Genomic DNA, 20,690 nt, shown 5'->3' on the forward strand with positions numbered 1-20,690 from the left:
GCGGATGGCAGAACGGGCGCATTGAGCGCCCGTTTTTGTTGCCTCAATATGCCTGCCACTCACCCCTGCGAGCCACGACGCGCCCAGCCAGTGGTGTGCTTTTCCACCAGACTGAACAGCTCGTACATGGCCATGGCCATCACACCAATGACCATCAGCCCGGCAAAGGCCAGCCCCATCTGCATGGACGAACCCGCGGACATCAGCAGGTAGCCAATGCCTAGGTTGGAGGCCGTCATCTCCGACACGGTCGTGCCCACGAACGCCAGCGTGATCGCCACCTTCAGCGAGGCGAAGAAATACGGCATGGAGCGCGGCAGGCCGATCTTGACCAGCACGTCCCAGCGCTTGGCGCCCAGCACACGCAGCACATCCTCCAGTTCTGGCTCCAGCGTCGCCAGCCCGGTGGCGATGTTGACCATGATGGGAAAGAAGCTGATCAGAAAGGCCGTGAGAATCGCCGGCCCCACACCGATGCCAAACCACACCACCAGCACCGGAACAAAGGCTGCCTTGGGCAGGGCATTGAACGCGGTCATCAGCGGATAGACCGCTGCGTACGCCAGGCGCGAGGAGCCAATCAGAAAGCCCAGCAGCACTCCGACGACGATGGAGATACCGAACCCCGCCATGGTGACCCAGAAGGTGCGCCAGGCATGCCCGGCGATGACTTCCTTGTATTGCCAGAACTGTTCCCAGATCCGCACCGGGCTGGGAAAAATGAATTCGGATATTTCCAGGCCCGAGCAGATCAGCTGCCACAGCACCAGCACCAGCACCAGCAGGATCCAGGGCGACCAGCGTTCGAGTTGCTTGTTGTTTTTCATGAATGACTAGCTGTATGTTGAAACCCACCGGCGGTGCCCGCCCTACTGGCTGATGACGGGCGCCTCCGCTGCCACCGGACTGCCCTGGCGAATGGCGCCGATATGGCCGCGCAGTTCCAGCACAATGTCGGTGAACGGCTTGGTATAGGTCACCTCCAGCTCGCGCGGGCGCGGCAGGTCAATTTCGCGCTTGACCACAAAGCGCCCGGGGCTCTTGCTCATGACGTATACGGTGTCGGCGAGAAACACCGACTCGCGCAGGTCGTGCGTGACCAGAATCACATTGAACTGCTGCTCCGTCCACAGATCGCGCAGGATGCACCACAGCTCCTCGCGCGTGAAGGCATCCAGCGCCCCGAAGGGCTCGTCAAGCAACAGCATCTTGGGCTCGTGAATCAGCGCGCGGCAAATGCTGGCACGCTGCTGCATGCCACCCGAGAGCTCCCACGGAAACTTGTCCTCATAGCCGCCCAGGCCGACTTTCTGCAGCAGCTGCCGCGCACGTTCCTCGTAGGCCTTGCGCTCGCGCTTGAAATTGGAACGGTAGGGCTCGACGATCTCCAGCGGCAGCAACACGTTGTCCACGGTGGTGCGCCATGGCAGCAGCGAGGGAGACTGGAATGCCATGCCGGAAATCTTCACCGGCCCGTTGACGGGCTGGCCGTCGATGCGGATGGAGCCAATCGAAGGCTTGCGCAGCCCCGTGGTCAGCTTCATGAATGTGGACTTGCCGCAGCCCGAAGGGCCCACGATGGCGATGAACTCGCCCTGCCGGATCTGCAGGTCGATGGCCTCGACAGCAAACTGGTTGGCCGCCAGCAACTCTTCGTTGTAGGCCAGCCAGACATCGCGAAAATCCACGAAAGGCTGCGCCGCATCTTGGTTGGTGATGCTCATAAATCCATGGGCCTCTTGGGAAGAGAAAAGCTGCGCCATGCCCCATCAAGGTGCTGGAACACTGACATACTCAGGCATGGTGCGAAGGCGCAGAAAATGCACTAAATAAGTGCATTACTTTGGCGGAAAGACGGTATCCAGCAACGCGGCATCTGGCAGAAAGCTGCCGTTCCACACCGCCTTGGGATCGATCGGCGCTTTGGTGCCGAATGTCTTTTCGACCTGCTCGGCCATCAGCGCAAGCCGCGCCTCATCCAGGCGTCCAAAACCCTCACTGCGCGCGTCGTCGCTGGCCACCACCGCTTCGAGCGCCATGGTCAGCCGGCGCTCTTCCAGCGGCACATTGATCAGACCGTCACGCGCCTTGACCGTCTCGATCGCTGCGGCCGGATCGACCATCACCTCTTTGGCGCCCTTGGCGAAAGCCGTCAGGAAGGCCGTGATCGCCTGCGGATTCTCCTCGATCAACTTGGGCGAGGCGATGATGACATTGCCGTAGAGCTTGACACCGTGATCCGCGTAAGGGAACACCGTGATGTCCCCGGCCTCAACGCCGCGCGTCTCCAGGTTAAGGATGGATGTGAACGAGAAACCCGTGATGGCGTCAACATCGCCGCGCACCAGCATGGTCTCGCGCAGCGGCGGGTCCATCGACACCCACTCCACCTGATCGATTCCATTGGCCTCGGCGAACAGCGGAAACGCTCGCCGTCCGGCATCGAACACCGGCGCCCCCAGCTTCTTGCCTTCCAGATCTGCCGGGGTCTTGATGCCGCTCTTGCTCAGCGCCAACACCGCAGCAGGGGTGTTGTTGTAGCCCACCATCACTGCCACCGGCTTGTTGGGGCTGTCCGGGTTGTTGGCGTGGAACTCCATCAGCGCCGCCATGTCGGCAAAGCCCATGTCGTAGGAACCTGAGGCCACGCGGGTGACGGCCCCTCCAGAGCCATTGCCCGAGTCCACGGTGACGTCCAGTCCCTGCTCCTTGAAGTAGCCCTTGGCGGACGGGTAGGTAAACAGTGCTGCCGGGCCCTCAAACCGCCAGTCGAGCTGAAACTTGATGGGTGTCTGTGCCTGCACGCCACTGGCAGCGGCCAGAGCGGAAAACGCCAATGCGAGCGTGGGGAGAATGCGAATGGACATGGGTGCGGGAACCTGTTGAAAAGCCTATGAAAAATGCAAGCGCCCCCATGCCCAAGCAAGTTCAGTGCCCGCGGGATCCGCGGCAACAGCCCGGCCGTCGTAACGATCGCGTCGACGGCGCGCCCGCCAAGCTCAGGCCTTGAGGTAATCCCACTTGCCGCCCAGCCAACGCTGCATGTGCAGTTCGGCAAGATCGGGCCGATGCGCCAGCATCCACGGCGCGAGCGCGCGCGTCCATTCCAGCAAATGCGCGTCGGTGCCCAGATCGGCAAAGCGCAGCAACGATGCACCAGATTGGTGCACGCCCATGAATTCCCCTGGGCCGCGAATTTCCAGGTCACGCCGCGCGATCTCGAAGCCGTCGTTGGTTTCCACCATCGCGCGCAGCCGATCCTTGGCCGTGTCGCTGAGCTTGCCACTGTCTCCCGTGGCGTACAGCAACACGCAGGCCGAAGCCGCGCTGCCGCGCCCCACCCGTCCGCGCAGCTGGTGCAGCTGCGACAGACCAAAGCGCTCGGCGTGCTCGATGACCATCAGTGACGCATTGGGCACATCCACGCCAACCTCGATGACCGTAGTGGCAACCAGCACCCCCAGCGCGCCGCTGGCAAAGCCCGCCATGACCGCTTGCTTCTCGGCCACGGGCATGCGTGAATGCAGCAGCCCCATCGGCACATCGGGAATGGCTGCCTGCAGCTCCTCGAACGTGGCCGTCGCATTGCTGAGATCAAGCACCTCGCTCTCCTCGATCAGCGGGCAGACCCAGTAGGCCTGGCGGCCCTGCCGCACCTGGCGCGCCAGGCGCGCGATCAACTCGTCGCGGCGACTGTCGGCCACCAGGCGCGTGACCACCGGCGTGCGGCCAGGCGGCAGCTCATCAATGGTGGACACGCTCAGGTCCGCGTAGTACGTCATCGCCAGCGTGCGCGGAATGGGCGTGGCCGACATCATCAGCATGTGGGGCTCAAGTGCATCATCTCCTGTTGCCTGCGCCGCCCGGTCCCGCTGGCGGTTGCGCAGCGACAGCCGCTGCTCGACGCCAAAGCGGTGCTGCTCGTCGATGATGACCAGGCCCAGCGCCCGAAAGTCCACGCTGTCCTGAATCACGGCGTGCGTGCCCACCACCAGCATGGCCTCGCCGCTGGCAACGTCGGCCAGCATCTGCGCACGCTCCTTTTTCTTCTGCTTGCCGGCCAGCCACGCCACGCGCTTGCCGCGCGCCTGCAACAGCGGCGCCAGCCAGGCTTGCAGTTTCTGGAAGTGCTGCTCCGCGAGAATTTCCGTCGGGGCCATCAGCGCACACTGGTAGCCAGCATCCATGCAAATGCAAGCGGCCAGCGCCGCTACCACGGTTTTGCCGGAGCCTACATCACCCTGCAGCAGCCGGTGCATGGGCACGCTGCGGGCCATGTCGGCAGCAATTTCCTCAACGACACGCCGCTGCGCTGCCGTCAGCTCGAAGCCGATCACTTCCAGCAACTGCGCGTGCAGGGGCAGTTCGCCAGCCTCTTCCTTCCTGCCACGCTGGCGCACCGCCAGCGCAGGGGCCGCATGCGCCTGGCGTATCTGCCGAATGCGCCATTGCGACAATTGCTGGGCCAGCAACTCCTCCACCTTGAGCCGTTGCCACGCCGGGTGGCTGCGGTCCTCCAGGGTCTGCAGCGGCACGTCAGGTGGCGGATGGTGCAGAAACCGCAACGCCTGCGCCAGCGTCCACCAGCGCTGCGTGCCCGCACCGTCGGGCACCGCCACGGGAGGGGGACCGACATGCGTCCAGCATTCCTGCGGCAGCGTCTCCACCAGCGTGATGCGCTGCAGCGCAGCCACGATCATGCGGCGCAGATAGGGCTGCGTGAGCCCCTTGCCGATTGGATAGACAGGCGTGAGCGCCGTCGGCAATGGCGCATCGGCCTTGCGCAGCTGCGGATGCACCATTTGCCGTCCCCAGAATCCGCCGCGCATCTCGCCATGCGCACGCAGCCGCGTTCCAACGGCCATCGCCTTCTGCTGCGAGGGGTAGAAGTGCAGAAAGCGCAGCTGGCAGCTACCCGAGGCATCCTGCACGGTCACCACCAGCTGGCGGCGCGGCTGCAGCTGGATCTCGCAGCTTTGCACCTGCGCTTCGATCAGCACCGTCTGACCGTCACGCGCCTGGGCGATGGGCACGACCTTCGTTTCGTCCTCGTAGCGCAGCGGCAAGTGCAGCACCAGGTCGATGTCGCGCACCAGCCCCAGCTTGTCCAGCGCCTTGCGGATGGCAGGCGTCATGGGCGAGCGCTCGCCGCTTGCTGCCACGCGCCCGCAGACGCCCGATACCACCGCGCTGCAGCCTTGCCCGAAAATCTCATGCGCACATATCCTCAATTCGCAAAAGCCCGTCGGCGCCCCCAAAGACGGCGCACGGCAACGCCATCCCCACAAGCGCGTGCCGCCCGCAATCATAGAGCGGTCAACGCTTCCCTAGTTTGGCAACGCCGTCGCATTGGCCCATACTCGGGGAGTTTTCTTCCGTGTTAGAACCTGTTTACGATCTTTGCATGCTCGCGCTGTCCGGGCTGACTTGGTCGCGGACAGGCTGTGGTGCCGCCCCCTCTGTGGCGGCACCGTTTTCCGTTTCTTGTTCAACCGCCATCAGGAGACTCACCATGCTGCTCAAGAGCAACAGCTTTCAGGACGGCCAGCCCATTCCCGGCGAGTTCGCATTTGCCGTGACCCATCCGGAAACGCACGTGACGCTGGCGGCCAATCGCAACCCGCACCTGACCTGGTCGCAGGTGCCGGTCGGCACGCAATCATTCGTGCTCGTCTGCCACGATCCCGATGCGCCCAGCCAGGCGGACGACGTGAACCAAGAAGGCCGTATCGTGTCTGCCTCGCTGCCACGCGTGGACTTCTACCACTGGCTGCTGCTGGACATTCCAGCGACAGTCACCGAGATCGCCGCCGGCGCCCACTCGAACGGCGTAACACCGCGCGGCAAGCCCGGCCCTCAGGCACCGGGCGGGATGCGTCATGGCATCAACGACTACACCACCTGGTTTGCTGGCGATGAGGCCATGCAAGGCACCTATTACGGCTACGACGGCCCGTGCCCGCCGTGGAACGATGAGCGGCCACACCGCTACATCTTTACCCTCTACGCGTTGGCAACGCCCACGCTGGCGGTGGACGGCGAGCTCACGGGCACCAACGTGCGCACGGCACTGGCCAAGGCCGAAGTGCTCGGCCGCGCCCGCCTCACGGGCCTGTACAGCCTCAACCCGGACGTGCCGGCCTGAGCGCCTTGCCAGGACGCCCGGTCTTGGCGGCGCGCGACGCATGAAGCGGTTTCGCATCCCTGCCCGGAACCGGGTCGGGTCCGGCGGCGCCCCGGGGCGCGGTGATCACACAAACCCAATCCACCGCCCCGCCACCAGCACTGCGAGCCAGAGCAGCAGAGAGAGCGCAGCGCGCAGGCGCACGGTGCCAGTCACCACGCCTGTTGCCAACGCCTGGCGCAACCCGGCGCAGCGGTGCTGCACAAGCACGTTCACCAACGCCAGTGCAAGCAGCCCCATCTTGAACTGAAATGCGGCGTTGACCAGATAGCTCGCCGGCTGCACGGTGAAAAGCCAGCATCCGGTCAGCAGTGCCAGCGTCAGGCCACCGCCGGCCGAGCGCACCAGCATTGCCAGCGTTGCGCTGGCACGGCCGCGCAACAGCTGCCAGTCCAGGGGCAGAATGCCGCCCAGCAGCAGGGCAATGCCAAGAATATGCGTTGCATTGACGAACAGGTAAGCCGTGCCGGACTGCTGCAGCCACACCGCGCCCGGCCAGTCCGCCAGATGCGCGATCCACGCCCCGGATTCCACGGTCTAGCGCCCCGGAGCCGGTGCGCGCTCAGCGCGGCAAACGGGCGGGGTACATGTCGTAGTGCTGGCCCCCGACGGTGATGCGCACCGCCTTCATGTGCGGCTTGCCGGGCTCACGTGAGCGGTTGCCAAGCACTTCGATGGCATCGCCGACCTTGGCCGAATCCGCCGTGAAGCCCGATCGCCGGGTCTGGCTGGGATTGCCCAGATCAACCTGCCAGATTTGGCCATCGGCCGCCAGGACCTGAATCGTCGGGTGGGGCGGTGCCATGGAAATGGACGCAATGGTGCCTGACAGCGTGCTTTGTGCCTCTTGCGCCCAGGTCCAACCATGGTGCGCCGCGGCGCTCGGGGCATACAGGGCGGCAATAGCCACCGACGCAACCGCAAAGACCTTACGCAGAACGCGAGTAGAACGACAGTACAAGGCTATCTCCTTCCAGGTTCGTATGGAAAGGCACGATGCCAGCGCAATCCCATGTGGCGGAAAAGGTTCAATGGTGCGCACGCGCTGCGTGCAGCAGCAAAGTTGCAGCAAGGTTCATACCAATGCATGGATGCGCAGGACCTGCTCAGGGTTCTCGCCTGCACCACGTTACTCCGCCGGGGCTGACAGAACAGGATGTCCGTGGCAGTCACTACACGTGGCGGCTAACCGGCGGCGTCACGGCGGTGGACTGCGGCGCGTCGGCGCGGCGATGCAATGCCTCGATAATGCCGCAGTGCTGGCCTGTGCCATCGCACAGCGCGCGCAGCGCCTGCAACTCGCGCTCAAGCGCCTGCAACTCATGCAGGCGCTCGCGCACGTGCCCCAGGTGCGCGTCGAGCGCCTGCGCAGCCACCTGACAGTCCTGCGCATTGCCCAGCCGCAATCGCAGCAGCGTACGCACCTCGTCAAGCGACATGTCCATGCTTCGGCACAGGCGGATCAGTCGCAGCGCGTGCACATCCTGCGGGCTATAGAGGCGGTAGCCATTCTCGCCACGCACGCCAGGATGGATCAGCCCCTCGCGCTCGTAATAACGGATGTTCGAGGCCGCCACCCCACTGAGGCGCGCGGCATCGCCAATACGGTAGCAAGGTTTTTCATCTGCCATGGCTTGACCTTGAAGTGACTGCAGGGTTTCCAATCATCGCATGCAAAGCCATTCCCATTCCCACAACGGATGCTGCGCAGCCGCGCCGCACGGACAGTCGCAGACCCGCACCGACAGCTCCGCAGCAACTGATACCACACACGGCCACACACCGGCGCCTGCCGGTTGCGGCTGTGACCATGCCAGCGGACCGGGCTGGCCACGCCTGATCGCCGCGCTATTGCTGGCACTGGCGGCGGAGCTGGCGCACCTGCTGGGTGGCCAACAGCCCTGGCTGGAATATGGCGGCATGGCGCTGGCGGTCATTGCGATTGCCCTGGCAGGCCTGAACGTCTACCAAAGTGGCGTGCGCGCCCTGCTGCGCGGCCGACTGGGCATTGATACGTTGATGGCGGTGGCAGTGACTGGGGCAGCGCTGATCGACCAGTGGCCGGAAGCGGCCATGGTCATGGCCCTGTACGCCATTGCCGAACGCATCGAGCACGCCGCCAGCGAGCGCGCCCGCAATGCCATCGCCGCACTGATGCAGCTGGCTCCCGAGCAGGCCGAGGTGCGCCAGACCGACGGCACATGGCGCAGCGTGCCCGTTGCCAGCGTGGCGCCCGGCGCGCAGGTGCGGGTGCGCCCCGGAGGACGTGTGCCGTTTGACGGCACCGTGCTGGAAGGCAGCAGCGCGGTGGACCAGGCCAGCGTCACCGGTGAAAGCCTGCCGGTTGAAAAACAGGCCGGTGACAGTCTGTTTGCCGGCACCCTCAACACGACGGGCGAGCTGGTGATGCAGGTCACCGCGGCAGCCGGCAACACCACGCTGGACCGCATCATCGCTGCCGTCGAGCAGGCGCAGGCCACGCGCGCGCCCACGCAGCGCTTCATCGAACGTTTTGCCGCCATCTATACCCCCGGCGTGTTCGTGCTGGCACTGGGCGTGGCACTGCTGACGCCGCCGCTGCTGGGCTGGCCATGGCTGCAATCCGTTTATCAAGCGCTGGTGCTGCTGGTCATTGCCTGCCCATGCGCACTGGTGATCTCCGTGCCGGTCACCATCGTCAGCGGACTGACCGCGGCAGCGCGGCGCAACATCATCATCAAGGGCGGCAGCTACCTGGAAGATGCCCGCAAGCTGCGCACAATCGCCTTTGACAAGACCGGTACCATCACCAGCGGCAAACCGACGCTGGTGCAATGGCAGGCATGGGCAGACGCCGATGCCGCCCACACGGCCCGTGTGGCGGCGGCGCTGAGCGAGCGCTCCGACCACCCCGTCTCGCAGGCCATTGCCCACGGCCTGGGGACCCCGGCCGACGCCCCCGCGATCACGGTCAGGCAGTTCGAGGCACTGGCTGGCCGCGGCGTCAAAGGCGTCGTCGAAGGCAAGGATCACGTGCTGGTCAACCACCGCACCATCGAAGAGCGTGGCCAGTGCAGCCCGGCGCTGGACGCCGCGCTGGCGCAGCACCAGCAGCAGGGGCAATCGGTCAGCGTGCTGGCCGATGCCGACGGCGTGCTGGGACTGTTCGCCGTGGCCGACACCCTCAAGCCCCAGGCACGCCAGGCCATGCAGCGCCTGCAGGCAATGGGCATACGCACGCTGATGCTCAGTGGCGACAACCAGACCAGCGCCGAGGCCATTGCGGCCCAGGCCGGCATCACCCAGGCGCGCGGCGAGCTGCTACCGCAGGACAAGCTGCAGGCCATCACCGCGCTGCGCCAGCAGCCGGGACTGGTCGGCATGGTCGGCGATGGCATCAACGACGCACCGGCACTGGCCCAGGCCGACATCGGCTTTGCCATGGGAGGCGCGGGCACCGATGTGGCGCTGGAAGCCGCCGATGTGGTCATCATGAACGACGACGTCAGCCGCGTGGCCGACACCATTGACCTGTCACGGCGCACGCATCGCGTGCTGATGCAGAACATCGCCTTCGCACTGGGCGTCAAGGCCGTATTCTTCGCGCTGGCGCTGACCGGACAGGCCACCATGTGGATGGCCGTGTTTGCCGATGTGGGGGCCAGCCTGCTGGTGGTGGCCAACGGCATGCGTCTGCTGCGCTGGCGCGGAATGCGGTAGGCGCGGCGCTGGCCATCGCGGCGCCGCAGCCCCGGCCCGCGCCCACAGCGTCTGCTTTATAAACAAGACCTTCCGTCCTCGCACCCATCCATGCCCATCGCACGTCTGCCTCACTCGCGCTGCGAGCAGCGCTACCTGTACCTCATTGCTGCCTGGGCCTCCTTTGCCACCATGGCCGTCGAGGTGCTGTTCGCCCGCATCGTCGCCTCCTACTTCGGCACCGGCATTGCCGTGTGGGGCAGCATCATCACCGTGCTACTGGTTGCCATGGCCGCCGGCTACCTGTTTGGCGGCAGGCTTACCGCAAAGCCGGCGCGCGGCACCACGCTGCTGTACGGCCTTGTTTTCACGCTGGCACTGGCCATGCTGCCGCTCTTTACGATTGCGCAGCCGATGCTGGAGGCCATCGCCGACCAGGTTCCGGATCCGCGCTACGGCAGCCTGCTGGCGGCGATGACGCTGCTGGGCAGCATCGGCTTTCTCGCAGGCACGATCACGCCCTACGCCACGCATCTGCTGGTGACCACGGTCGCCGAAGCCGGCCTGCGCGTTGGCCAGCTCAGTGCCGCGACCACGCTCGGCTCGGCAGCCGGCACGATCGTGCCGTCCTACTACCTGGTACTCTGGCTGGAGATCGACACCATCCTGATGGGGCTGACCGCCATCACGGCCGCAAGCGCCGTGGCGGGCGCCGTTGCCTTCACGCTGCGACAGCGCGGCGCACAACAGAGCGCGGCGCCCGCCGCTTCTCGACCATGACGCGCTGGCTGCCAACCTGCATCATCGTGCCTGGCATGCTGGCGCTGACGGCGACAGGCGGCGCGGCCCAGCCCGCCACACTGGAAGCGCAGCTTGCGCGCGAGCGCGTGGACACACTGCTGCATACTGCACATGGCCAGCATGTGGACGTGATGGTGACGCAAGGCAAACACTTTCGCTGCATGAGCTTTGACCGGCGCAACTACTTCCAGAGCTGCATGCACAAGGCGCAGCCGCAGGTACTGGTCCTTGAATACACCCGTGGGCTGGTTGCCGGGCTGCGGTTTCTGGACCGGGCGCCGCAGAACATGCTGCTGGTCGGCCTGGGTGGCGGCTCCATCCCCAAGGCAGTGCTGCAGCACTTTCCGCAGGCGCGGCTGGATGTGGTCGAAATCGACCCCGTCGTCGTGCAAACCGCCAGGGACTGGTTCGGGCTGCAGTCCAGCGACCGGCTGCACATCGCCACGGTGGACGCGCGCGTTTTCGTGCGGCAGGCGCTCAACCGCGACCAGCGCTATGACCTCATCATGCTCGACGCTTTCGACAACGAATACGTACCCGAGCATCTGCTGACCGTGGAATTTCTGCAGCAAGTCAGCCGGCTGCTGACACGGGATGGCATCGTCGCCGCCAACACCTTCTCACGGGGCAGATTGCGGGCGCATGAGGAAGCCACCTGGCAAGCGGTGTTTCCGCACCTGCTGCGCAGCCGTCGCTATGACAACGACATCCTCTACGCCGCACACGTGCCCATGCAAGCCAGAGTGGAGGATCGCCTGCTCGACCAGGTCACAGGACCATGGCCGCAGCTCGCCGTCGTGACTCCTAGCCCAGCAAGGCCGCTGACGGACCAGTGGTCGCCAACGAACCTCCTGCGCGATCGACACGACTGACCGCAGGCGTTCCACGCCCCGATCAGGCAGGATAGATGGCGCCCAGCACGCGGGGCCCCCTGGCCTGCGTCACGGCCGGCAAGTTGCCCGGCAGCCCCAGCACGCACTGGCGTGCCAACCACGCAAAGGCACAGGCTTCGACCTGCTCGGGCGGCACGCCCCATTCGGCGGTGGTCACCACGCTCACCTGCGGCCCCACATGGACACGCAGACGCTCCAGCAGGTAGTGGTTATAGGCGCCGCCGCCGCAAACTCCGATCACACGCTGGCCCCGCGCGTAGCGCGAAAATGCCTGCGCACAGCTGACGGCAGTCAGCTCCGCCAGCGTCGCCTGCATATCCACAGGTTCGGCGGCAGGAAACGCCTGCAGATGCTGCTGCAGCCAATCCAGGTTGAACCGATCCAGCCCCGTGCTCTTGGGTGCAGGTTGCGCAAAAAACGGATCGCGCAACAACGCTGCCAGTAGCTGCGGCAGCACTCGGCCCTGCGCAGCCCACCGGCCATCCGCATCATAGGGCTGGCCGGTATGGCGCCTGCACCAGCCATCCATCAGAGTGTTGGCAGGTCCACAGTCGAAGCCCAGCACGGCACCATCGGCAGCCATCAGGCTGAAATTGGCAATCCCCCCCAGATTGAGGATCGCCACGCCCTCCCCCGCGCGGGAAAACACCGCCCGGTGAAAGCCCGAAGCCAGCGGCGCGCCCTGCCCGCCAGCAGCCATGTCGCGGCGGCGAAAGTCCGCCACCACGGCAATGCCCGTCTGTTCGGCCAACCAGGCCGGGTTGTTGAGCTGGATGGTGTAGCGCTGGGCCTGCGCACCCTGCGGCTGGTGGCGCACGGTCTGCCCGTGCGCGCCGATGGCCACCACCTCGCTGGCTGGCAGCCGCGCCCGCGCCAGCAACATTTGCGTGGCCTCGGCATAGACCTGCGCCAGCGCAACTTCCGCCAGCGCCGCCTGATGCAGCTCATCCGGCCCCGGGGCATTCAGGCGACGAAACGTTTCCACCAGCGCCGGCGCGAAAGGCAGGTGCACATGCGCGCCGGTAGCCACCTGCTGCGCCGCCCCGCCAGAGGCAAAACGCGCCAGCACCGCGTCCACGCCGTCAAGCGAGGTACCGGACATCAACCCGACATACCAGCCTGTCTCCAACTGTGCCTGACCGGCCGTGTAGTGGACAAAATTGCGCATGAAAGAGAGCCTCAGCAATACAAGGCGCCATCTTAGAACCTGTTCAAAGCCTTTTCATGCGCCGCACCTCCCAACGAAAGCGCGGCGCGCTGTGTTGTGGCCCAGCGGCGGCGGCTGCCGTGCCGCGATAATCGTGCCCATGATCACTCTGAACCAAGTGGTGCTGCGACGCGGCACCAAAGTCCTGCTCGACAAGGCCAGCTTCACGCTGCAGCCCGGCGAGCATGCCGCGCTGGTGGGCCGCAACGGCGCCGGCAAATCCACCCTGTTTGCGCTCATGAACGGCACGCTGCACGAGGATGCCGGCGAATTCAGCATGCCCGCACACTGGCGCCTGGCACAAGTGGCGCAGAACATGCCCGATAGCGACGACAGTGCAACCGAGTTCGTGCTCGCGGGTGACAGCCACCTGCTGCAGCTGCAGCACCAGCTGGCGCAGGCCGAAGCCGATGGCGACGGCATTGCCATGGGGCGCCTCCATGCCGAGCTGGCCGATGCAGGCGCCTACGACGCCCGGGCACGCGCGCAGGCCCTGATTCTCGGTCTGGGCTTTCAGCCCGAGCAGCTGGATCGCCCCGTCAACAGCTTCTCCGGTGGCTGGCGCATGCGGCTGCAGCTGGCGCGTGCGCTGATGGCGCCCAGCGATCTGCTGCTGCTGGATGAGCCTACCAACCACCTGGACCTGGATGCGCTGATCTGGCTGGAAAGCTGGCTGACGCGCTACCCCGGCACACTGCTGGTCATCAGCCACGACCGGGAGTTTCTCGACGCCACCACGCAGGTCACGTTGCATCTGGAGCACCAGACCATCACCCGCTACGGCGGCAACTACAGCTTCTTCGAAGAGCAGCGCGCCCTCAAGCTCGAGCAGCAACAGGCGGCATTTGCCAGACAGCAGGACAAGATTGCGCATCTGCAAAGTTTCATTGACCGCTTCAAAGCCAAGGCCACCAAGGCGCGGCAGGCGCAAAGCCGCGTCAAGGCCCTTGAGCGCATGGAACGCATCGCCCCGGTGCTGGCCGAGGCCGACTTCAGCTTCTCCTTCAAGGAACCGCTGGTACTGCCCAACCCGATGCTGGCCGTCAAGAATGCCCGCATGGGCTATCCGGGCCAGGACGGCAGCGCTGCCACGACCATCCTGCAGGACGTCAACCTCTCGGTGCGCGCGGGTGAGCGCATCGGCATCCTCGGCGCCAACGGCCAGGGCAAGTCCACGCTGATCAAGTCCATCGTCGGCGATTTGCCGCTGATCTCCGGCGAGATCACGTTGGGCAAGGGGTTGGCCATCGGCTACTTCGCCCAGCAGGAGCTGGACGTGCTGCACGAGGGCAGCAACCCGCTGGAGCACTTCGTGCGACTGGCGCGCAGCTATGGCGCCAATCCGCCCAACCCCGCGCGCGAGCAGGATCTGCGCAACTTCCTGGGCAGCTTCAACTTCAGCGGTGACATGGTGGCGCAGCCCGTTGGCACCATGAGTGGCGGCGAAAAGGCCCGCCTAGTGCTGGCCATGCTGGTCTGGCAGCGCCCGGGGCTGCTACTGCTGGACGAGCCGACCAACCACTTGGATCTGGCCACCCGCGAGGCGCTGGGCATGGCACTCAACAGCTTCGAGGGCACGCTGATGCTGGTCAGCCATGACCGTGCCCTGCTGCGCGCCGTGTGCGACCAGTTCTGGCTCGTCAGCGGCGGCAAGGTGACCGACTTCGACGGCGACCTGGAAGACTACCAGCAGCACGTACTGCAGCAGCAGCGTGAACTGCGCAGCCGCACTGCCCAGGCCGACAAGGCCCGCAGCAGCGCCGTGGCCCCGGCCGCCCAGGCGCCGGCGCCCGCTGCACCCAGCAACCGGGAGCAGCGCCGCCTCGAAGCCGAGAAGCGCCAGGCACTGGCGGCACGCACACAGCCGCTGAAAAAGCAGATCAAGGCGCTCGAACAGAACCTGGCGCGCTGGCAGAAAGAGAAGGCTGCCGTGGAAGCGGCGCTTGGCGCAGACAGTACGCCCGAGCAATGGGCCAGTGGCGGCAAAAAGATCAAGCAGCTGCAGGAATCCATCGACGCCGCCGAAGAGCAGTGGCTGGCACTGTCCGAGCAGTTGCAGGCGCTGGAGCAGTCGGTGGCCTGATCAGGATCGCGGCACAGTCGCCAGGCTGCGCCCTGTCCATCGGAAGGCGGGCCGCGCGCCAGCGCACGGTCTCGAGCAGCCCTGCGCCTTCTGCCGGCAGCAGCGACACATGCCAGCAGCACGGATGCCGCCCGACGCCTGCGCACGACTACCCGTACGCGTGCAGGTAGAACCGGTCGCTGCGGTCCAGATAGTCCTCGGCATGCACGACCACCTGCTCGGCATCGAGCAGCACCACGCCGTACTGTGGCGGTTCATGACTGCCCAGAATGTCGTTGCTGCCATCATCTCCCAGCACCAGGGCGACCTGGTGATTGGTGCCGCGCAGGATGGAAAACGGCATGCCGCGCACCGAGCCGAAGATGGGCCGATGGATGTGGCCCATGAAGATGTGGCGGATGCGCGCCTCATGGCCGGCGATGGCGGCCAGAAAGTGCCGCGGCTCACGCAGCGCCAGCGCATCCATGCTCGCGATGCCCACCGGAAAGAACGGGTGGTGCATGAAGAGCACCACCGGGCGATCGGCCGCCTGCAACTGCTCGCGCAGCCAGCACGCGCGCGTCTCGCAGAAGGCGCCCCAATGCTCGCCCGGATCCTGGGTGTCCAGAAACAGCGCGAGGTACTCGCCCAAAGGCCTGGCATACTGCACGAAGCCCTCGGGCATGCGCGGTGCCTCGGGAAAAAAGCGCCGATAGTTCTCGCGCCCGTCGTGGTTGCCCAGGATGGTATGGACCGGCATGGGCAGCGGCTCGAGGCACTCGCGCAGGGCCGCGTAGGCGCCCGGCTGGCCGAGGTGGGTCAGGTCACCCGTGATGACGAGCGCCTCGGCATCGGCGTGATGCTCGCAGATGTGCGCGACGGCCTGTTCGAGCCGCGTGCGTGGATTTGTACCGAACAAGTCGCCGCCGTGTTCGACCAGATGCGTGTCGGTCAGATGAATGAACTTCATTGGATTCTCGCTTACTTGAGCAATGCCTGGACGTCGCGGGTCATGGCCTCGAGCGCCTGCTGCGGCTGCACCGACTTGTCGAAGACAGTCTGCAGGTGATTGTGGATGACGTCGGTGATCTTCAGGCCGTTCTCGCCGGGAAACGCATACCAGCCGGTCAACCACGGGATCTGTCGCACGGCGGTGTACTGGTTGGGGTTGGCCTCGTAGAAGCCCTTGAGCCCTTGCGGATCGTCGATCGGCAAGGTGTTGGCCGGGAAGTACCCGGTCGCCTTGGTCATGATGGTGGCGCCCTCGGGGCCGGTGGCGAACTTGATGTACTCCCAGGCTGCCTTCTGGCGCTCCGGGTCTTTGGCGAACATCATGGCCACGTTGCCGCCGGCGGGCACGCGGCCGTCCTCGGCGTAGATGGGGAAGAGCCCCGTGCCCAGGCGGAAGCGATCGCCGATCTGCTTCTGGATGGCGGCCAGGCGCGAGGTCGAGGTCGAGAGCACCGCAAGCTTGCCGCTCACGAACAACTGGGCGGCATCGCTGTAGCTTAGGTTCTGCATGGTGCCGTTCTCGACCATGCGGCCCATCTGCTGGATCGACTCGCGGCCTTCGGCGCCATCAAAGGCAACCTTGCGCTCCTCGGCATCGAGCATCGCACCACCCTTGGAGAACACCATGGCCTGCCACAGCCAGTTGCCGGTGATCTCCCAGTCGTAATGCAGCCCGTTGGTGCCGGGGTTAGCCTGGCGCGAGCGCTCGGCCAGCGCAATGATGTCGTCCCAGGTCGTGGGCAGCGCCTCGGCGTTGCCACCCGCCTTCTCGATCAAGTCCAGGTTGTAGTAGACGATGGGGGTGGACAGCGAAAAGCCGATGCCCACCTGTTTGCCGTTGACCTGGCCAAGCGACATCAGCGATTCGCTGTAGCCTTGCTTGTCCCAATCTTTCTCGGCGGCGATGAAGGGCGCCAGATCGACAGCGATGCCGCGATCAACGAACAGCCGCTGGCGATTGAGCCCCTGGTAGGAGACGTCGGCGAGCTGGCCGGTGACCGCATGGCGCAGCGCCTGCTGGGCAGCCGCCTCATATTCATTGGTGGGCGCACGGAACTTGACCGTGTAATCGGGAAACTTCTCCGTGAACTTGCGCGCAATCTCCTCGTGCACGGGATTGAACAGATCCGGATACGGGTAGTCGACGACGAGTTCGATCTGGGCGGCCTGCAGGCTGCCGCCGATCAGCGCGAGACTGGCGGCCAGGCCGCGAAGGACGAGACGATGCATGAAGATATTTCCTTTCAACCTTTGACACCCGAGAGGGTGACGCCTTCGATAAAGCGCTTTTGCGCGATGAGAAAAAACACCAGCAGGGGCAGCGTGATGATGACCGTGCCGGCCATGAGCGGGCCAAAGTCGGTACCGGCCTCTTCGTTCTTGAAGAACATCGTGCCCAGCGGCGGGGTAGCCAGATCCATGGTGTTGATCACCAGCAGCGGCCAGAAGTAGTCGTTCCAGTGCCAGACCACGGAGAAGATGGAGAACGCGATCAATGCGGGCTTGGCCGCCGGCATGATGACGCGCCAGACCAGCTCGAATTCGCGCATGCCATCCAGGCGCGCGGCATGAATGAGGTCGTCAGGCACGCCCGCGATGAACTGGCGCAGCAGAAAAATGCCGAAGGCCGAGGCAATGAAGGGGATGACCAGCGCGGCAAGGGTATCGAGCAGACCCGCGTGGTACAGCATGATGTAGAGCGGAATTGCCGTGGCCTGGAAAGGAATCATCAACGAGAGCATCACCAGCGTCCAGGACAGGCGCTTGCCGGCAAACTTCAGCTTGGCAAAGCAATACGCCGCGGGCAGCGCCACCACGATCTGCAGCACCAGGATGGCAGCGCATACGAGCACGCCGTTCCACAGATAACGCAAAAGTGGCACGTCGGTCAGCGCCCGGCGGTAGTTCTCAATGGCGGCCCACCGCTCCGGCAGCAGCCGCAGGCCCTCGGTGAAGATCTCGTCGGCGGGCTTGAGCGAGGTCGACACCATCCACACGAAAGGCAGCAGGAACACCACGGCACCGCTCATGAGCACAACGTGCCGGAAGATGCGCCAGGCAAGCGACGGTTGCAGGGGCGAGGTCATCAAAGCTCCTTGGCGCGGCTTGCGCCCGACTGTTGCAGCAGCGTCAGCACGAAGATGCAGGCCACGAACACCACCGTCAGCGCTGCCGCGTATCCCATTCGGAAAAAACCAAACCCTTCGGTGTAGATGGTGTGCAGCAATACCTCGGTGGCGTAGTTGGGCCCACCCTGCGTGAGCACGTGGACGGTGTCAAAGACCTGCAGCGCGCGTATGGCACACACCGTCACCACGAACAGCATGGTGGGCGCAAGCATCGGCAGCGTCACGCGCAGCAGGCGGTCCAGCGGATGGCGCATGCCGTCGAGCAGGCTGGCGTGGCGCAGTTCGGCGGGAATGTTCTTCAGGCCTGCGAGGAACATCACCATCGCCAGCCCCGACATCTGCCAGATGCCGATCACCGCGAGCGAGATCAGCGCGGTGTCGTAGTCGCGCAACCAGTTGACGGGCTCGAACCCCAACGCCGTGAGCAATTGATTGAACAACCCCGCGCTCGGGTGCAGCAGGAACTGCCAGACCACGGCCATGGCGATCAGCGTGGACGCCACCGGAAGAAAGAACGCCGTGCGGTAAAAGGCGCGCAGCGACGTGTGCGACTCGATGAGCAGCGCCGCGCCCAGGCCGATCGCGATCGAAGCGAGCGACACCAGCAGCAGGTACTCAACGGTATTGACGAACGATTGGCGGAACACCTCGTCATGCCATAGGCCAGCGTAGTTCTCCAGGCCGATCCAGTTCCAGGTGCTCGCGCCGAACTGCCAATCGGTAAACGAGATCAGCACCACCATTGCCAGCGGCAACACGAGCAGAACCAGCGTGAGCACCATGCTCGGGCCAAGCAGCAGTGCGACCTCCAGGGGCTTGATACGCATGATGGCTCCTAGGCCGCGCGCGGCTGGGCCGCCGGCACCGCCGGCACACGCCAGCCGCGCGCATCGAAACCGTGGCAGGCATGCGCGGGCACGTACACGACGAGGTCCTCACCGCGCGCTGGCGCGCCGTGCGCGGGCAAGACCAGCACGACCGGTTCGCCGCCCTCGGGTTGCAGCGTGACCATGCGCTCGGCGCCGGTGAACTCGGCCTGAACGACGCGCCCGGCCACACGCAATGCGCCGGGCTCGGGCGCAAGACGTGCGGCGTGGGGTCGAAAACCCAGCTGGGCGGCCTCGCGCGGCACGATGTGGCCAACCGGTTGGTCCTGCAGCGCTGGGCCGGCCTGGCCAGCCGCCAGTGTCAGGAAGTTCATGCGCGGCGAACCCACGAATGCCGCCACGTCGCGATGCGCCGGCGCCTCGTAGATCTCGGTGGGTGTGCCAAGCTGCAGAATGCGGCCTTGCTTCATGACCGCCACGCGGTCCGACATCGACATCGCCTCGTGCTGATCGTGCGTGACATAGACGAAGGTTCGGCCCAGTTGATCATGCAACTGGCGAATCTCGGCGCGCAGCGCCTGGCGCAGGTTGGCGTCGAGGTTCGAGAGCGGCTCGTCGAACAGGAATACCGATGGGCGGCGCACCATCGCCCGCGCCAGCGCCACGCGCTGGCGCTGCCCCCCTGAGAGCTGGGCCGGGCGGCGCAGCCACAGGTGGTCGATGCCCAGCGTGCGCGCCACGGCCAGGCCCTGCGCATGGGCCTCGCGCAGTTGCCGGCGTACCCGCGGATCAAGCCAGCGCGCGCCGGGCAGGCGCTGCCAGAAGCCCAGCATGCGCATGTAGAGCGGTGTGCAGACATTGTCACGCACGGTCATGTGCGGATAGAGCGCATACGACTGGAACACCATCGCGCAATCGCGCTCGGCCGGCGACTGGCGCAGCAGATCATCGTCGCCACGGCGGATGCTGCCCGTATCGGGCAGTTCGAGCCCGGCCAGCAGCTTGAGCAGCGTGGATTTGCCGCAACCCGATGCGCCGAGCAAGGTGAGGAACTCGCCATCGCGGATGGTGAGCGACAGTCCATCGAGCACCTGGGTCGCCCCATAGCCCTTGCGGATGTCCTGCAGGTGGATGTCAGCCATGATTGGTCTCCGTAGTGACGGGAGGTCGCACACCTAGCCACTGCGCAAGCTCGGTATGCCGTGCGAAGCCAAACACCTGAGGCTCAAGTTCGCTCGGGTGGTTGTGATAGCCATTCAGGTGCGCCGCGAAGTCAACGCCAGCCGCTGCCGCGCAGGCCGCATCAATGTGCGAATCGCCAACAAACAGGGCCGAGGCCGCGCCGCCCAGGCGGTCGATGACGGCCAGCAAGGGGGCAGGTGCGGGCTTGGGCGCCATGCCCTCGTCCAGACAAACGCTGGCCGAGAAAAAACCCTGCCAGCCCAGGCTTTCGAGCAGCGCGTCGGTCGTTAGTCGGCTGCGGTTGGTACACAGGCCCAGCGCAAAGCCGTGCTCGTGCAGCACCTGCAGCATGTGGCCGGCCCCTTCGTAGGGATGGGCAACCTGCCAGCCGGTGCGCGCGTAGCCCTGTGCAATCCGGGCGCCAGCCTGTGCGGCGGCATCGCCCGTCAGCCCCGCCTGACTGACAGCCAGCTGGCATACGGACGCGATCCCCATGCTCAGGCCATGCCGCAGCATGTCCAGGTCGAGCTCGCCTTGCTGGACGGCCAAGTCCTGCTCAATGGCCAGCCACAGCCCCGGCCAGCTATCGATCAGCGTCCCATCAAGATCAAAAACGATCATTGAATATGTGCGTGTTCTTGCCATGCCGCGCACTTTAACGATCACATATGACAAACAAATGAACAATAGACCTCAAAATTCCCTGCAATGATGAT

Annotated in this window: 19 protein-coding genes; 5 read left to right on the forward strand and 14 right to left on the reverse strand. The window is 65.3% G+C overall.

Annotated features, from left to right (window positions below):
- Window positions 1-59: 59 nt before the first annotated feature.
- From AAV94_RS04615 to recG, 4 genes are all read right to left on the reverse strand, one after another.
- Complete coding sequence (locus tag AAV94_RS04615) at window positions 60-827, reverse strand: ABC transporter permease (RefSeq protein ID WP_046741169.1); 768 nt, start codon at window positions 825-827, stop codon at window positions 60-62.
- Window positions 828-869: 42 nt separating this feature from the next.
- Window positions 870-1,724: an ABC transporter ATP-binding protein gene (locus AAV94_RS04620; RefSeq protein WP_046741170.1), complete on the reverse strand. Its 855-nt coding sequence runs from the start codon at window positions 1,722-1,724 to the stop codon at window positions 870-872.
- 114 nt (window positions 1,725-1,838) lie between these two features.
- On the reverse strand, window positions 1,839-2,867 hold the full coding sequence (locus tag AAV94_RS04625) for an ABC transporter substrate-binding protein (protein ID WP_046741171.1): 1,029 nt from the start codon (window positions 2,865-2,867) through the stop codon (window positions 1,839-1,841).
- Window positions 2,868-2,999: 132 nt separating this feature from the next.
- The gene (gene recG / locus AAV94_RS04630) at window positions 3,000-5,135 is read right to left on the reverse strand and encodes an ATP-dependent DNA helicase RecG (protein ID WP_046741280.1); all 2,136 of its coding nucleotides are present in this window, start codon (window positions 5,133-5,135) and stop codon (window positions 3,000-3,002) included.
- 377 nt (window positions 5,136-5,512) lie between these two features.
- On the opposite strand from recG, the gene AAV94_RS04635 reads away from it, so the two are divergent.
- Window positions 5,513-6,145 (forward strand): YbhB/YbcL family Raf kinase inhibitor-like protein, encoded by a 633-nt coding sequence (locus AAV94_RS04635; RefSeq protein ID WP_046741172.1) that lies wholly within the window; start codon window positions 5,513-5,515, stop codon window positions 6,143-6,145.
- Between the two features lie 105 nt (window positions 6,146-6,250).
- On the opposite strand, the gene AAV94_RS04640 is transcribed toward AAV94_RS04635, so the two are convergent.
- The 3 genes from AAV94_RS04640 to AAV94_RS04650 form a co-directional block, all read right to left on the reverse strand.
- Window positions 6,251-6,718 carry a hypothetical protein gene (locus AAV94_RS04640; RefSeq protein WP_046741173.1) on the reverse strand — a complete coding sequence of 156 codons (468 nt, stop codon included), beginning with the start codon at window positions 6,716-6,718 and terminating at the stop codon, window positions 6,251-6,253.
- A 28-nt stretch (window positions 6,719-6,746) separates the two neighbouring features.
- A complete protein-coding gene (locus tag AAV94_RS04645; RefSeq protein ID WP_331396776.1) occupies window positions 6,747-7,226 on the reverse strand; it encodes a DUF6152 family protein in 480 nt (159 codons plus the stop codon).
- Between the two features lie 130 nt (window positions 7,227-7,356).
- Window positions 7,357-7,815, reverse strand: a complete 459-nt coding sequence (locus AAV94_RS04650) for a MerR family transcriptional regulator (protein ID WP_046741174.1) — start codon at window positions 7,813-7,815, stop codon at window positions 7,357-7,359.
- 40 nt (window positions 7,816-7,855) lie between these two features.
- Here AAV94_RS04650 and AAV94_RS04655 point away from each other — a divergent pair, with 40 nt between their 5' ends.
- From AAV94_RS04655 to AAV94_RS04665, 3 genes are all read left to right on the forward strand, one after another.
- A complete protein-coding gene (locus AAV94_RS04655; RefSeq protein ID WP_052754912.1) occupies window positions 7,856-9,883 on the forward strand; it encodes a heavy metal translocating P-type ATPase in 2,028 nt (675 codons plus the stop codon).
- A gap of 90 nt (window positions 9,884-9,973) precedes the next feature.
- Window positions 9,974-10,642: a fused MFS/spermidine synthase gene (locus AAV94_RS04660; protein WP_046741175.1), complete on the forward strand. Its 669-nt coding sequence runs from the start codon at window positions 9,974-9,976 to the stop codon at window positions 10,640-10,642.
- Window positions 10,639-11,535, forward strand: a complete 897-nt coding sequence (locus AAV94_RS04665) for a spermidine synthase (RefSeq protein ID WP_052754913.1) — start codon at window positions 10,639-10,641, stop codon at window positions 11,533-11,535. The genes AAV94_RS04660 and AAV94_RS04665 overlap by 4 nt, the downstream gene beginning before the upstream one ends.
- Before the next feature lie 22 nt (window positions 11,536-11,557).
- On the opposite strand, the gene AAV94_RS04670 is transcribed toward AAV94_RS04665, so the two are convergent.
- Window positions 11,558-12,724 (reverse strand): anhydro-N-acetylmuramic acid kinase, encoded by a 1,167-nt coding sequence (locus tag AAV94_RS04670; protein WP_046741176.1) that lies wholly within the window; start codon window positions 12,722-12,724, stop codon window positions 11,558-11,560.
- A 139-nt stretch (window positions 12,725-12,863) separates the two neighbouring features.
- Here AAV94_RS04670 and AAV94_RS04675 point away from each other — a divergent pair, with 139 nt between their 5' ends.
- Entirely contained in the window at window positions 12,864-14,846 is a 1,983-nt protein-coding gene (locus AAV94_RS04675) for an ABC-F family ATP-binding cassette domain-containing protein (RefSeq protein WP_046741177.1), read from the forward strand.
- A 148-nt stretch (window positions 14,847-14,994) separates the two neighbouring features.
- On the opposite strand, the gene AAV94_RS04680 is transcribed toward AAV94_RS04675, so the two are convergent.
- From AAV94_RS04680 to AAV94_RS04705, 6 genes are read right to left on the reverse strand one after another with little or no spacing between them, the layout of a single operon-like run.
- Window positions 14,995-15,795 carry a phosphodiesterase gene (locus AAV94_RS04680; RefSeq protein ID WP_046741178.1) on the reverse strand — a complete coding sequence of 267 codons (801 nt, stop codon included), beginning with the start codon at window positions 15,793-15,795 and terminating at the stop codon, window positions 14,995-14,997.
- Between the two features lie 11 nt (window positions 15,796-15,806).
- Window positions 15,807-17,066 (reverse strand): ABC transporter substrate-binding protein, encoded by a 1,260-nt coding sequence (locus AAV94_RS04685; protein ID WP_046741179.1) that lies wholly within the window; start codon window positions 17,064-17,066, stop codon window positions 15,807-15,809.
- A 14-nt stretch (window positions 17,067-17,080) separates the two neighbouring features.
- Window positions 17,081-17,923, reverse strand: a complete 843-nt coding sequence (locus tag AAV94_RS04690; protein ID WP_046741180.1) for a carbohydrate ABC transporter permease — start codon at window positions 17,921-17,923, stop codon at window positions 17,081-17,083.
- A complete protein-coding gene (locus AAV94_RS04695; RefSeq protein WP_046741181.1) occupies window positions 17,923-18,792 on the reverse strand; it encodes a carbohydrate ABC transporter permease in 870 nt (289 codons plus the stop codon). Before AAV94_RS04695 ends, AAV94_RS04690 begins: the two co-directional genes overlap by 1 nt.
- A gap of 8 nt (window positions 18,793-18,800) precedes the next feature.
- Complete coding sequence (locus AAV94_RS04700; RefSeq protein ID WP_046741182.1) at window positions 18,801-19,934, reverse strand: ABC transporter ATP-binding protein; 1,134 nt, start codon at window positions 19,932-19,934, stop codon at window positions 18,801-18,803.
- Window positions 19,927-20,595, reverse strand: a complete 669-nt coding sequence (locus AAV94_RS04705) for an HAD family hydrolase (RefSeq protein WP_052754914.1) — start codon at window positions 20,593-20,595, stop codon at window positions 19,927-19,929. Before AAV94_RS04705 ends, AAV94_RS04700 begins: the two co-directional genes overlap by 8 nt.
- Window positions 20,596-20,690 lie beyond the last annotated feature (95 nt).

Origin of the sequence: Lampropedia cohaerens (genome assembly GCF_001005215.1) — a bacterium.
In the GTDB taxonomy this organism is placed as follows: Bacteria; Pseudomonadota; Gammaproteobacteria; order Burkholderiales; family Burkholderiaceae_C; genus Lampropedia; species Lampropedia cohaerens.